General features: G+C 61.5%; 6 protein-coding genes. 1 reads left to right on the top strand and 5 read right to left on the bottom strand.

Annotation, left to right across the window (positions count from 1 at the left end):
• Positions 1–44: 44 nt before the first annotated feature.
• Genes FHT29_RS29420 through FHT29_RS29405 form a run of 4 tightly spaced genes read right to left on the bottom strand, consistent with a single transcriptional unit; the run spans position 45 to position 12,640 of the window.
• Positions 45–1,790: a hypothetical protein gene (locus tag FHT29_RS29420; RefSeq protein ID WP_168600779.1), complete on the bottom strand. Its 1,746-nt coding sequence runs from the start codon at positions 1,788–1,790 to the stop codon at positions 45–47.
• Positions 1,787–6,421 (bottom strand): hypothetical protein, encoded by a 4,635-nt coding sequence (locus FHT29_RS29415; protein ID WP_168600778.1) that lies wholly within the window; start codon positions 6,419–6,421, stop codon positions 1,787–1,789. Before FHT29_RS29415 ends, FHT29_RS29420 begins: the two co-directional genes overlap by 4 nt.
• Positions 6,414–9,677 (bottom strand): hypothetical protein, encoded by a 3,264-nt coding sequence (locus tag FHT29_RS29410; RefSeq protein WP_168600777.1) that lies wholly within the window; start codon positions 9,675–9,677, stop codon positions 6,414–6,416. The genes FHT29_RS29415 and FHT29_RS29410 overlap by 8 nt, the downstream gene beginning before the upstream one ends.
• Positions 9,674–12,640: a DUF6603 domain-containing protein gene (locus FHT29_RS29405; protein ID WP_168600776.1), complete on the bottom strand. Its 2,967-nt coding sequence runs from the start codon at positions 12,638–12,640 to the stop codon at positions 9,674–9,676. Before FHT29_RS29405 ends, FHT29_RS29410 begins: the two co-directional genes overlap by 4 nt.
• 594 nt (positions 12,641–13,234) lie before the next feature.
• Here FHT29_RS29405 and FHT29_RS29400 point away from each other — a divergent pair.
• On the top strand, positions 13,235–13,702 hold the full coding sequence (locus FHT29_RS29400) for a hypothetical protein (RefSeq protein WP_168600775.1): 468 nt from the start codon (positions 13,235–13,237) through the stop codon (positions 13,700–13,702).
• Between the two features lie 490 nt (positions 13,703–14,192).
• Here FHT29_RS29400 and FHT29_RS29395 read toward each other — a convergent pair whose 3' ends face one another.
• Positions 14,193–15,074: an ornithine carbamoyltransferase gene (locus FHT29_RS29395; protein ID WP_168600774.1), complete on the bottom strand. Its 882-nt coding sequence runs from the start codon at positions 15,072–15,074 to the stop codon at positions 14,193–14,195.
• Between the last annotated feature and the right edge of the window lie 58 nt (positions 15,075–15,132).

The following is a 15,132-nucleotide window of genomic DNA, read 5'->3' as shown; positions in this document are numbered from 1 at the left end:
TGCTCCAGCCAACGTTACCGTGCGGTTTGCGGCGACAGAGCCGTTTATACTCCGGGCTGATTGGTCGTGCCGTCGAAAGCAAGACGGCTTGCTCCCTCACCATGAGCGATGCTGACGCGGCGGGCGATCCAACGCACCATTTGGCCGTCAGCGGTCCGACAAACGGCTGGAACGCGGCGCACTCGCACGCCTTCACGCGGAACCTCCTCCTCTTTCAGTGTGAAGGGCGTAGGATCGAGTATTTCTCCAAGCGATTCATCCTTGTCGGTCATTGTGCCCTTGCGCAGTTCGAACCCGCCCTGCGCCGGAGAGGTTGGCAGCGGCACGAGCGGTATCCAGTTGGCCGGCACCGTCGTCTCCAGGATGTAACGCAGGTCCGTCCCTTCGGCGAGCGGTGCGTCGGGCGGCTGGACTTGTGGCTCGCTGCTGCGACTGCGTGGATCGCCGCTCTTGCCTTGCACCGTTTTTTCAACCGCCCAGGCCATGTTGGCGCTTTCGTCGCGCAAGAACACCACGTCCTCCAGCGCCTTTCCTTCCTGCGAAACCCTGCCTCCAGGTGGTATCAGCAGGCCAGGCAGCATAGTAGGCCCGCCCGAGACGCTAAGCCCGAACATGCGGAAATGGCCGCTGCGCCCGCTGTCGTCCGCTTGGGTAACCACGAAGCGTTCGCCGAATGTGGTCGTGAAGGCGACCTCGGAGAATTGGGTGAAGCTGCCGGCCGGCAGGTCGACTGGAATCGTGTACCAGTCATTGCCGTAGACTGTTGAGAACTCGACGAAGCACAGGCGCGCAAGATCGTGGGGCTGGGTCTCGATGCGGCCGAAATTGACGAGGCCGTCCTCGAATTGCCAAAGGCGGTCGGCAGGCATGCCGGCGTAGCGCAAAGGCGTTGCCAGCATTGTCATCGTCTTGGCGACCTCGGCCGCAGGATCGGCGGCTTCGCCGTCCACTGCCAGCGTCTCGTCGGGGAGATAATCGAAGCTGTACCAGTCGACAGGACCGCCATCATGGGCCGGAGCACGGAAGACCGCCTGATTGTTCGGATTGCCAGTTCGAATGGCGAATTGGTACTCGAGCCGCTCGCGCAGCCAGGCATCGTTACTTCCGGCCGGCCTGGAGACCTGGGAGCGATACCAGTCAAGCCACTCCCGCGATACCGCAGCGGCATCGGCGGAAGCACCGCTCAGCCAAGCCGGATTTCCGGCACCGGCTGCCTCGATTGACGCAGCGACCGCCTCTCCATCCGGGCTCGCGCGGGCGATGGTGCGCCACATCGGATCGGCCTGCCAGAGAGCCGCAGGCACATCGGCCGGCGGCTCGTCATCGACGGGCAGCGCAAACGCCTGCGACAGAGCCTTGCCGACCTCGAAACCGGCCTCGGCCAAAGCCGAAACGAGCAGAGCTCCAGCCTCGGCTCGTTGCCGCAAGCCGACACCGTGGCTGGCCGGAGGTTCGCGCTCCACTTCGGGCTCGATCGAGTGGTCGGCTCCGAGAGGCCGTCCCGGGGTTTCAGGGTTCTGGCCACCGGGCTTCCAAGCACTGATCCGCCGGCTGGTCATAGAGACATGCATGGCAATCGGTGTACCTGCATCCTCGCCTTGGAACTCGCCGAACTGCCACTGGCGGGCGATCAGCCACAGGGGATCATGGATGCGCGCCTCGATGCCGGGGCTGGGATCGCCGGTGAAGGATTGCGGCTCCAGCCGGCTCCAGGCCGGTGGTTCCAGGGAGATGGCCTTGAGGATCCCGCTTAGCGGACGCGCGGCAATGACGTTCACCGTGTTACTCATGGCCCTTTGTCCTTTACGAAGGCGGCGACCGCAGCCTTGTTGTACGCTTTCTCGGCGATGAAACGCAGGTCGAGAACCTTTTCCCCCTGCAGCGACCAACTGCGCTGGTAAAGTGCCGGCAGGATGCGCGCGGCTCCATTGGTGGTTTCCAGCGTCACCGCGCGGATCTTTGCAAGTTCCAAAGTCTCGGCAAGAAGATCAACCATGGCGTCAGTCGTCCAGCGGTTGCCGTCGGGCGAGATGGCGAGCAGCATGGCCTGCGGCGCGCGTGCCCCGGGTGCATTGGCGTTGACGGCGATGCCCGCGGTCGAGCGAATGTCGACTGGCGTGTCCGGCTCTTTGCTGCGCCGTTCGCGTAGCGGCACGACCTCTGTCCATTCGTCGATCACGAGTGCGAGCGTCTCCGCGCTGCCGTCATAGGCGGTGACGGTATCGAGTACCGTACTGACCAATGGGACCAAGGGAGTCGGCTGTGAGGGATCAAGCGCGACGCCGATCCACGTCGTCGGCGGATCGTCCCCAATACCTGTCATCTGAGTGGCGCGAGGCGCCGCCGGCGTGCCCGTTGCCTCACCCAGCATGAGAATCTCGAGATAGCGACGGACATTATCGCGCACGCTGGCCATGTCGGTAAGGTAGCGCCGGATGGCAAAGTGCGTGGGTTGGGTAATCAACGGCGTTGCCCCGACCGACCGCCCCCAGGCATCCGGCCCGGAAGGCGAACCGACACGCGGCGTCACCCAGAAGCCGTCGCCGAATAGGCTCTGGCCGATTTTCGCCAGGCTTTCGGCGGTGATTGAGGCGGGGTCGCCCAGCGCCTGTTCGGCCTCCGTGAGGCGCTTGTTGGCGTCTGCCAGCACAAGATGGCCGGCGTTGATGATGGCATCGCCCTGGAGTTGGGGAAGGACGATCCCGAAATCGGCAAGCCCCGCAAGAGCTGAAGCCAGCAATTCGTGAACCACGGGATTGACGGAAAGCTGGGCGGCAGCCGCCTGCGCGCGCAGCGACAACATGCCGGTCGCCGCCTGAAGGCGCGTCTTCACCAGATCGAGTTCAGTCGGATCAATAGTGCGCACCGGTGGGGTGTTGGGGACGGCGAGGTCTGCCGCCGTTGCGGGGCGGCTGGCCACCAGCAGCGCGCGCATGGAAGCGGCTAGGTCGAAGATGTTGCCGATGGCGCGCTGGTCTGCCGGCCAGTCGTCGGCGGGCTCGGCAAAGAGAGCAGCATCGGGGGCGAGGGCCGGCAGATTGGCGCGCAAGACGCGTTCGAAGTTCGGCCGATCGGTTGCCATATAGACGAGATCGAGCGCTGAAAGACCGGTATCGGCGGCCGTCAGGACCGCGCCGTGGATATTGCTGCCGATCCGGATGGTTGCGGGCGATCCAAGCCGGGCGCCCGACCAGGCCTCAAGGCGCGGAGCGGCGGCCGAGCGTGGACGGGTGGAGTTCCAACCGCCATCGCCACCGGCGACGAGCATCAGGCGGTGGACACGTGGAATACCTTCCAGCCGCGAGGCAACGACATCCGGTTCGGGCGGCGGCACGTCCCCGGTGCTGGCGGCATCGAGCGCCGCCGAAGCGCGCGGCATGTTGCCCTGAACCATCTGATGGACCGATTCGGCCATGAGAAGATCGGCGACCGCATCCGCAGCTTGCCCGGCATCCTCGATGATGGCCGACACCGTACGCCATTCGTCGGGGCTGAGCGCGGGCCAATCTCCGATGAGGTAGGGGTTGTTGGAAGGTCTGTCGTTTAGCCGACGGAGCACCGCCAGCTTGTCCCAATTGGCCACCTTACCTTGGTATTTTTCGGCCAATTGCAGGCCGTCGGTGACATTGGCCGCGGCCAGCGCCTCGACCGCGGGGATATCCGTGCCGTCACTGCGATCGGTCAACTTGCCCTGGGTGAGCGGTGCAATGGCGCGCAGCGAGAGGATCAGCCGGTCTAACCCCGCCTCGTGAATCTTGCGCTCAAGGCGGTAGCCGAGCAGAGCGCCGAGTGGTTGGCCTTGCCGGATGCCGTCAAGAAGGTGCAGCGCCGTGCGTACGCGTTCGCTAGTCAGGTCGATCGCGAAGGCATTGTTGCCGCCAACATCTGGATTATGACTGAGATAGGCGCTGCGCAGGATGCCGGCGGTGGCGGCATGATCCAGGCTTGGCGCGGCAATGTAACCACCATTGCCACCGTTTTGATCAGCGGCGCGCGTGATCTCCTGCACCCAGCCGTAGGCACCGACGCTGAGGCCGATCGGATTGGCCTTGCGCAAGGATTGCCGCCGCCGCTCCACCAGCCCAGTCAGCCAGGCATCAAGGCGGTGGGAGGCGGTGTCGAGCGTCTCGGCGACGAGAATCCGCCGCTCGCCGGGAAGCGCGTCAGGTGAAAGCGCGGCCGAAAGTTCCGTAAGTGCTGTCTTCAATTCGGCAAGGCGGCCGGAGGCCAACGCCCAAGCCGCTGCCGTGATCACGCCGAAATAGTCACGCGAAACATCAGCCGTGCTTTCCAATGCTAACTGGGCGAAGGAAGAGCGATAAGCAGTCACAGGCTGGACTTCGGCAATATCCGGGACGGTCGCGGTTTGATTGGCGGCAAGAACGGTGGTGGCAACGGCATAATATTGATCGGCGCTGGCACTGTCAGGGCGGGCCACGAGCGTTGCGACATCGTTCTTGATCTGTGGCGACATCGATGTTGTCGCCTGGATGATATCGTTGAGCCGGCCTTGGCCGCTGCTGTCGTTGAGCTCGCGCTTGGCACGGTCCCAGGCGAGTGCCGCAAGTGCCTGCAGCACGCTAGAGATCTGCGGTGCCTGGTCGGCGACGATTTGACCGATCACTGTGCCGTCCCTTGCATCGTCGACATAGGGGAGCGCCAGCGGCCGCGAATCTTCCGACAAAGAGCCCATGGGGCGGATGAAACTGAGGTTGCCGATCAAGTCTTCGACCAGCACGGTCTCGATGAGGGATTCGAGATCTAAATCGGCTTGCGAGGCGCCTGCCGCCTTGGTGGCGAGCAGAGCCAATTCGGCCGACAGCACGGTTCGCACCCGCAACGATACCGAAACCGGGCTGGTGCCGAGCAGCTTGCCGATCACCCCGTCGATTGCACCGGTGCCGACCCGCGGCAGATCGTCGACGCAGCCGAGCCATTTCCGGCGCAGACGTTGCAGCAGTCCAGCGATGTTGTTTTCGAATGTGTCGCCTCGTGCGCTCTTCCAGCGTCTGCCAATGCTCGACACGGGCAGGACGCCATATGGCTGGGCACCAATGCGCAGCGTCGGCAGCGGTCCGCGGCCGCGCACGAAATCACGGTGGAAAATGCGTGCCTGCTCGCGCATGGCGGTCGTGAGGGTGGAGCCCGAGGCGTCGACATTGTTGGCCCGGTCGAGGAAAGTGCCCCAACTCGGCCCCCACAGCGCGACATTCATCGCCTTGGCGAGCGCCTGTTCGCGGGTACCGGCGTAATCGAGCGCGGACAGCAGTGAGGTGCTGATGCCGAGCGCCGCACTCAGCACCGCCGCGTTGCTGCCGGGGTCCAGATTGACAGCGTCGCGTGGTGGTTGGCGCATATCGGGCCGGCGCTGCCATGCGGCGCGATCGGTTTCGGTGTTGTTGCTCGGGGCGCCTTGTGGCACGAAGGCAAGTCCCTTGGTGCACAGGTGCGCTGTAAGGAGATCCTCGAATTCGGCGGGTGCGCGCTTGGGATCGATGCTCCGGCGCACACCGAAGACGAAGAGATCGTCGATTTTCTGGCCAGCGCTGGCAAGCGGTAGAGTGATTGCCATACCGTTCTTCTCGGCGGCACCATAATCGGCGAGCCACTCGGCACCGGGCAGGAATTGCAGCCCGCTCACTTCTTTGTATTCCGACCCGTCGCCGGCGAACAAGCCGACCACGAGCTCCGGTGGGATGCTCGCGCCGGTCTTTCGGCTCTGGCTGCCGGCTTGGATGGCGACCGCAGTGAAATGGTCCGGCAGCAGGCGGGCAACGGCCGCGCGCTTGGTTCTGGCGCTCACATCCGGAAACACCGGCGCTGCTGCCGTTGCGCGCTGGTTGAGGTTGGTGGGTTCCATCGCCAGCGCAGCCCACGCCGCTCGCTGCTTGCCGACGGCATTGACCAAGACCTGCCATGGCGGATCGAGGGCATCGTCAGCCGCCGTCCATAAGGCGTGCCAGTAGATGGTCGCGGCATCTCGTTCGGCATTGCTGAGCCCATGGTCGAGCTGATCGATATGGATGTCATCTGGCATGATGCGGATTCGCAGAGACTTGCCGTCTGGGCTGAAACGGGTCTCGACGCGCACAGGAAGGAGAAGCAACGGAAAAGCCGGATCGGCATCGCAGGGATCAACCAGGTCGCGCAGACCGTCGAGTGCGCCGGTCACCGCAGCCGCGGTATCGGAAATTGCCGTATTGGCATTGCGGCGTTTGGTCACGAGTGGATCGAGCGCGGCACGCTGACGCTGCGCGCCGATAATATCGCCCGCAGCTTCAAGGCGTGCGGCCTCGGCCGTTACCCTTGCGATCTCGGCATTGGCATTGGCGAGATGGGCAATGGCCTTGTCGCGCTTATCTTGCTGCACTTTGACCGTCTTCTGGACATTCTTCAGAGCGGTGAGGTTGGGATCAGGCATTGGGACCCCCGGCCGATTGAATCTGGTTGAGCAGAAGCTTGCCCCGGAAGGCGGCGCGTACCGGATCTCTCAGGCGGGCGGCAGCGATCGCCGCAGCCGAGCCTTGGGGTGCTCCCGCGGCAAAGCCGAAACGCGGCGCGGTCGGATGTTCGGCGATGATGAACCACCATGGCTCAGCCCGGACCTGCGCCTCAGTGAGTTTGAAGCCGACGAGCAGGAAATCCGGATCCAGGTGGTGATGGAAGAGGATCTGCGCGGTATGGTCAACAAAAGTGGGGCGTTGATCGTTGTCGTCTTGAGCTAGGACGGCGGCTGCGATCGCATGGGGATAGCGCTTGACGATCTCGCCGCGCACCACCAGCACAATATTGTTGCCGCCGATGCTGATATGAGCTCCGAGCGGCTGCTTGGAGAACTTGTGGATATAGGAGCTCAGCTCATCCTCCGATTCGTCCCAGAAACGCCTGAAATAAGTCCCGCGCTGGTCGGTCGGATAGCCGCGCCAGAGAAGCTCGCGCCCCATCTCGTCCGAGAGCCCGATCAGGAAGCTTTCAGTGAAGGCGGCATTGGTGTTGAGCAAGGTGACGAAATCAGTCTTGTTGATGGTGCCAATGCCCGGAATGAGCCAGTCGCGGTCGTAGGCGTCGAGCGCCTCGTACATTGGCCGGTCGAAATGCGGCGCGGCCATAATCGGATCTATACGGCCGTTCACGAACCAGTCAGACGGGAGCCAGGAGGGCATCCGAACCAGGCGGTTCGTGACATAGCGGGTCATCGTGGTGGCTGGCGTCACGGCTTGGAGCAGTGATGTCCTGGCGACCGCCAGGGCCGGCCGATCTGGGGTCAATGGCAGCACAGTCATGCCGTTGTCGACGGCGAGCGTTGAAATCGCTGCGGCGATATCCATAGCCGGTGTATCGCGGAATTTGGTGAGGTCGCCGGTGAGCGCGCGCGATGTAGCCGTCTCGAAACGAACAAGCGGTGCAGGAGTGGCGGGAACGCGCGTGGCAGCCTCGGCGGTCACCGTGTCGGAGATGGAGCCAACCGGGCGGGTGACGACCGGCGGGCGCAGCGGCGTCTGAACACGCACACCACTATGGGGCAGGGGAGTGACCATTCCCGTGCCGGGAAGAAGCGGGCGTGTGATCGGGCTTGGCGTCAGCACCGGACCAGGTGTGATATTGATCGCCTTGAAAGGGATCTTCTGGCTAAACACCTGCACTTGACTGGCGGCCTTGGTCGCCACTGAGGCTATGCCCGAATTTGCCAACCCGACAAGCAGACCACTGAGCGCTTCGGCCCGCCCGGAATCACGTTCCGGCGTAGCCGGGGTGACTGTCGCTACCTTGGTCGCCACGGTTTCGGCAAGAATAGCGGAAAGGTCGATATTACCGGCTGGCACGCGCCATATGCCGGCCGGTGACAGCGCCAGATCGGCGATTGTGGGATTGCGTTCCAAGACGGAGAGACGCTCCGTCAGCGTCCGGATCGCGACGGAAGGGTCGACACCCAGCCGGCGCGCGACGATGTCCACCGACAGCGCGTTAATGGCCTTCACCGATAGTTTCCCGACGCCATCTGGATTGACATAGGTAACCCGAAAATCGTTGAAGCCGGCCATGCCTGCGACCAATCCCTTGAGGGCGGCCGGGCCGGCATCCTTGGTAAAACGGGCCACGGGGCCTCGCAGGCGGGTTGCACGGCGATAGGCGGTGGTCATCGCCACGGGAGCGGTGCGGCTAGCTTCCACCTTGCCGTAGACCGTTAGCGCGTCGCCATCGAGCTTGAGCTTAGCCTGCACCCCGCGCATCACCTGCGTCAACGGCCCCAGTTCGAGGTTGGATAGATGCAAACGGTACAGCGACTCGCCGACATAACGGCCCAGTTGATGGCGGATGAGGGAAGCATTGACCTTACGCACCTCGCCGACCTGCGCCCAGGCCGCCTGCATCAGCTGCTCCTGATCCTTAACAACGACACGCGTGCCAAGGCCGGCTACGATACGGTTCAGCGGGTTGGTGTTAAGCTGCGAGAACCAATCGGCGTCGGCGGAGGCCGTCTCAGACGGTGGATCACCGAAGATCTTGCCGAGTTGAGAGGCCCCGCGCTGGAAGCGCGCATAGAGGCGCGGACCGACGCGTGGTAGATCTTCATGCCCCGGCTCGTTGGCTTGGTCGATCTTCACACGGAGGTCATCACGCCGAGCCGGGCTCCAGGTGCTGGTCTCCGACGGGCCACCCGCGGGTGGCGACTGCGGTGAGACTAGGGCGCATTTGAGTATTTGAACAGTGCCTTCCTCACGGGGCGGTAGGGGCTGGAGGCCCCCTTCCGGACGGCTTGTATCGATGATGCGCCGGCCGATGGTCCAGGGCGCGGCGATACCCTCCAGCTTCTCGGCCAGGGTCTTGAAATCTCCGGCTGGCGCGGTTGAGAAAGTCCAGCTGTCATAGATGGGTAGGATGATCTGCGTTGCGGCATCGCTATTGTCGGCTGCTCGCGTCCAGGCCGGCTCCAGCGTGCCGCCGGGTTGGCCGAGCCCCGCTCGTACGCCGCAATCGAAGGCTGGAACCAGGCAGGCAATATAGTCTGTCTGCGGCTCGAGCTTGCGTGGGCACAGGATACGCGAAAGATTGGCCGGCGCGTGGTCATCGCTCAACCGGTCGGCAAGCGGAGTTTTGGCCGCCGCGCGGCCGATGGCCTGGGCATGGGCCCAGGACGCGGCATCTGTGAGCGGCTGCAATTCGCCAAGCATAGTGGCGAGCTGGATGGGTCGACCGGGCGTGGAGGGAAGCAGTATCACCCTGTCGGCCTTGCAGACCACTAGGGCTAGCCATGGCAGCAAAGCGTCACCCGTCGGAGCGAAGGGGGAAAACAGCCAAGGCAGTTCGGGTCGGTCGAATTCGATATGGGCAAGGAATGTTTCTTCAGCATTGACGGTGTTGGCGCTCGGCTCCCGGCGGATGATCTGGCTCGGATCGATGCCGACGACGTCTCCAGGCCCGCGCAGGATGAGCGTCTTCTTGACTGACTGAGCCGGCTGCGAGCCGTCGCTGGCAACGAGATCGGCGGTCACCTCCACCACGCCACGAAGATCGGTGCCTGCTGGCGACTGGATCGCCGCGGCAAGGCCTGTGCGCACCCACGGCAAGAAGGTGTATTCGCCAAGGACGATGTCCTCAGGCTTATAAAAGGTGGTGGCGCCGACCTTGAAGGCATCGGCGACGAAGTTCTTGGAAAACGCCAGCGAGCCAGTCATGCCGCAACTCCCAATGAGACGAGTTCCAGTGCCTGCTCCATCGCACGATTGGCCATGACGAACTGCGCTGCGGCCGTGGTGGTCATCGCCGACGGCTGGCCGGCGACAAGCTTGAGATCGCTCTTGAGACAGACCTGGCACAGGCCGGGATCGACCATGCCGATGATGTCATCGGCAGCGCGTGTGACTTGCTGATAGGGGTTATCGCGCAGGCGCTGGGCGGCAGCGACGGCGCTCGTGCGCATCACTGGTCGGGCGATTGCATCCAGGATCCATTTGTCGCGATTGCTGGCAAATGTCTGATGCGGGAAGACGGTGTTCCATTCATAGACGGCATCGGCCGAACCGCCGAAGTCCGGCACCTGAGTGGTCGCCAGCTTCATGCCACAGGGAAAGGCCTCGAAGTCAGGTCGCGTGGCCTGCTGGTCGTCGGGTTGCTGGATGAAATGACCCGGCGGGAAATTATCGAGCGAATGCGACACCGCCATCGCGTCGTGCCCACCAACCTTCGGAGAAGACAGGTTGATGCGTCTGACCGAAACCGGGCTCGATCCGATTCGATCGATATCCGTTTCCAGCGGCACCACCAGTTGCTTGACCTCGAGCGAGCCGAGCGGATGCACGAGAAGCGGCAGGTCAAACTCGGTAAAGCGCACCAGCATGTCACTGCCTGCCGGCAATTGTGGCGTCCATGCCGAGTCCGCCGTCAGCGCAGCCCAGGCGATTTCCAGCGGATTGACAGTCTCGGCGACGGTAGTGTCCTTCTCGCCCCATTCCTCGGGTCCGATGGGGACATCGATGGTCCAGAACAGAATGTCGACACTAGCCTTGCCCTCTAGCCGCCATGGCTTCGTGCCCTGCAGTTCGCCGTGGAAGGCGACGCCAGCGACGGTATGGCCCAGTGCCTTAACCTCGATGCCAACATCGACGATGAATACGAAATAAAAACGCGGCGACCATTGGAACAGCGCATCAAGCCCGATCCAGGCCTTGGCGGAGGCAACATCGAGATCGGCACTGACGACGATCTTGCCACCGAACTGGATGGTGTTCGAGGTCACCGCCACATAGGCTTCCGCGTGGACCGTCAGCCATTTGACAGGCGGCGACAGCTCAATGGCGACACGCCTGAGGTCGGCGAGCTGGGGCGGCGGTGTATATTTTGGGAAGAAGCCGCCAACAGAAATGGCAAAGGCCGCTTCGCCCGACCATTGGATCAGGATGCCAAGGTCGCCGCTGAGGGTCAGTCCGGCGAGTTTCGATGGTGCGAGCGAGACCCTGATGAGGAAGAAGTCGGGAGTGATTTCGCCCAGCAATTCGGCATGGATGTCGACGACGCGCAGCTTGGGATCGACATCGGCGGAGGGCACGCCGATCTGCACGGCGCCGAGAATGACGATCTTGGGGTCGGGCAACGACAGCACAATACCGAGCCGGGCCTTGAGGAAACCGGCCTGCGAACCCCAGCCAAGCTCAGCGATCGGTCCGATGACGAAGCCGCCCGAGCGTGGCGGGAAGACCTGCGCCAGGCGATCGAGAATTTTGGGTGCTGCATCGATAGGATTTTCGGGGAAAAGCAGTTGGCCAACCGCGCCCTCCTTAAGGCCCTTGGCCAAAGCATCACTGTCAAGCGTTCGCTCGATGGCAAGGATTCCGCCGAGACCGTTGAGTGTAAAACCGAAACTGAGCTCGATCTTTGGCAGGAAATGCACGCCGATCACAACGACGAATGAGAAGGGGTCAGTGCCGATCAGGCCGATCGCGGTGATACCGAACCGTGCGAATTGCAGGTCGAGCACGCCGCCATATTCCTTGGTATCTTCCTTGTAGCGCAGGAAGCCGCCGCCGCGGACAACGCCCGTGTTGATGCGCACGCCGGTGGATGGTGGCGGCTTCGGCTTGACGTCGATGGCGCTATCGCCGCCTGTCCAGGTGATCGTGACGCCGCCGCCTTCGGTCACCACGCCAAAGACATCGCCAATCTTACCAGCGATGGTGGTCATCAGGTCGATGCGGCCGCTGTTCTCGTCCTTCCCCTGGGGGCGGGCAATGGCGAATTCGCGCAATTCGATACCGGGGAAACTGAATCGCACCGGCAGGACCAGCCGCTTATCTTTGCCCTCGCCGAAGGTGAGGCCGTCATGCGTGTCGAGATTGATGGCGACGGGATTGGAATCTGCGGTCTTCGCCTCGCCCGGTATGATCTTTTCCAGGAGCTTGTCGTTGCGAAGGCCGGCCTGGAGCTTGGCACGCAGGGCAAGACCGAGCGTCGCGTCCGTCTTGTAGGCGAAGAACGCTTCCACCGAGGCGCCATCGAAGCCGAGCGGGCCCATTCGGCGCGCGCCCATGCTTTGCAGCGTCAAGGCGAGGCGCTTGTCAGGGCGGCTCCAGGCGATCTGGGTGGCGAGTTTCGAGCCTGCCTTGTCGACGCCGAGCACCGCCTGACAGAAGGCATCGAAGGTTTTCGTAAGATCGCCCGCCAGATTGCTGAAAGGCTTCTTCCAAGGCTCGTCTATGCCCTTGATTGCGGTTTTGATTTCCGTGACATGGGCGTCGTGGTTAGGCCCCGCGGGTTCCTGCTCGGCAAGTTTATTCGCTATGAGATCGAGCGCCTCATCGAAGGCAATCAGCACGAAGGCAAGTTCAGTGGCGGCGCGGCCGGCGGCCTCAATGGTGAACGGATCGGTACCGAGTTCGTTGGCCATGTTGGTCACGGCCGTCTTGGCGTCGTTGATCTTGCCTTTGATCGCATCGGCTATTTGTTGGACGAGCGGCTTGAGGTCGTTAACGTCCTGCTTAAGTGCGCCGAGCCGCGTCTTGGTGGTGCCGTCTGGGGAATTGTCGAAGAGCGAAGCGAGAAGCGAGCCTGTGTCCTTGAAGGAAGAACCGGTGAGGTCGCCTGCGCGCGAATGTGCGAAACCAAGGACACCTCGGATTAACGCTGACCAGACATCGACAGTCATGCTGGACCTCATCGCTTAACGAGAGAAGGGCTCACATTTCAGAATGATGTTATGTATCTGAGCGTATATTCAGTAGGTCCCTAACTACTAAATATCGAATCCTTGAATGTGTACTTCAGGTGCCAACCCTAAACTGTCTTATATTTCCTAAGTTGGCTAGGTTTCTGATTCAACCGAATAGAAGAGGTGATCAGTTGCATACGGTTGTATACTACTTGACGCCTGGAAATACTAGTTATTTTTTATTTCTGTGAAATTGCTAAAGCCGTCCGCACTCGTGTGCCCGCATTCACAGGCTTCGTGGTCGGGATCCTCTGGATCGTTTCACAATCGTTTTTGGCGGTTGTGATCGGCTCATACAGAGAGTGCTGCCGCCTACCTGACGAACAAAATCCCTGCATCGTCTGCTTTTTCATTTGCGCCACGATCTCACCCAGTCTTGCATTCCGCTTTGACCCTGCCTCGATATCGATATTGCAAATTCATCAATGGGTTCTTGGCGTCTAGATGGATCAACGTCAAATGGAAATACGGCTCAGAGCGTTGTGAAACTCGACACAACGGCGCTATTCAGGCGCGTCTCGGCTAACACCTATGGAAAGCCGCCATTCTTCTAAGGCTTGGCTGATGATATCGAGTTCAACCGAACCGAACGTCGCATTCACAAAGTCTCGCATTGTCTCTCCCAAAGCAGGCGGCAGAGACATAGGAGCCGACGCGTTAAATTTCAAACGGCTGGGCGGCGCGGATCAAATTCAGTTCAATCTGAGCAGTGCTCTGACTTCACCCGAAAAGGCCAATTTCAACGTCTCAGCCACGTACTATCAAGAAGCACTTTTCCGGATGATGGACGCCAATGGCATGCCGCGCAGTTGGTTCTCGGACGGGTTTATCTCATTGGCGGTAGTCGGGCCGACGAACGCGCTGTGTAATATCGAAATTGTATCCGATCTGAACAAGGCTTATCGCTTTGAACGAACAATCGATGTTCGGCCCCACGATCCTTCGCGTGAACAGCGAAGGAAAGGGAAATTCGGTCCCTCGAACCAAAAGGGTCTTTGAATTCGATTTGAAGCAAGACCAACTTCGGATTTGGCTTGTTCGTTAGTTCCGAAGGTAGCTTTTCGAGCCGTTGTCCGTAATGCAATAGCGGCCGCCGCGCGGACCGGTGCAATACGACCCATCTCGACAGGAACAACTGTTTGAGGTCGTTGGCTCCATGTCACCGGTAGGTGTCCCCAAAAGCCCCACAGTGCCCGTCTCCATATTACAGGACTTCTTGCTCGCGCTGACCGATCCATCCCGACAGACGAAGGTCGATCCTTGGCAACGATCGATGCCGCCCTTCTTTCCGCTGCATGGCGTGTTGGTCGCGCCAGCATGCGAAGCGCAAAGGAAAATTGCCGCAAGTGCCGCTGCGAGTACTTTTAGATGCGATTTTTTGGAAATGAGCATTCGTCACTTCGGGATCAAGAGTTCGCACGATCCACCGATATACGGTTCGCGTAAAAGGCGAATTAATCTCGACTTCGCGGGTTGTTGCCAGGTGGCGTCAGGGTAGCCGGGAAGCAACCCATTCCAGCAAAGCATTCTGTGCGTGCAGGAGGTATGCCTTCGCGACATTGCTCTGGCAGGCTGCGTGGCTCATTGCGTCTGCGGACACTTCCCGACCTCTTGCGACCGGAGGGCAGGGCAGGAAGATTGCATCCCGACGGCATCCCTCAAGAAGTGACCCCGATATTTGATATTCGAGCAGCAAACTTTCGCTTGCTCCGCTCGGCCAGCAATCTGTGATGATGACATCCGCGTCCGATATTTCTTGGAGATCGCTGCTCGCGGTGAAATTGGAGTTCATCAGCGAAGTGTCGCGGACGTGCCAATGCCCCGGATAGATTTGCGTGACGTGGATCGGCAGGGAGATAGAAGCCTCAACCCAGGACCGGAGGATATTCGCCTCGGGAGCGACCACGGCCACTTTCAGCCCTTCCAATGTGCCCCGCTTGCCCTGGATGTAAGCGAGATCACCCAGCGTCTCGCAGGGATGGTTGGACTTTGTGCGGGCATTGATTACCGGAGCCAGGGCGCTTGATGCCAGATCCTTCAGTACCGATAGCTCCTTGGTGCGGATCACAAGGACATCGAACCAGTTATCGAGATACTGCGCCAAATCGGCTGGTTCTTCATTCAGATTGAGACCGACCGGTGACTTCACGCATATGCCGCCCATGGCCTGTATGCCCAAGTCGAAGGCGGTCGTGTTCCGCCAACCACTGTCGTCGTTGATGAGGGCAAAGCGCTTCCCGGACAGGCTTTGGGGCATGGCGCGGTCGGCCCATGCTGCGGCCAGGAATTGGGCTCGGTCGATGATCGATAGGATGACGTCCGTCGGGAAGCCATGGAATTCAAGGAAGTCCTTCTTGATGTCGGTAGACATTGTCATCTCCCAAGGCATATGCGACCCGCCACAACTCGCTGGTGTGGTCATTGCGGCC

Origin of the sequence: Rhizobium sp. SG741, from assembly GCF_012275435.1 — a bacterium.
Taxonomy (GTDB): Bacteria; Pseudomonadota; Alphaproteobacteria; order Rhizobiales; family Rhizobiaceae; genus Rhizobium; species Rhizobium lusitanum.
This window is presented reverse-complemented; position numbering and strand designations above follow the sequence as displayed.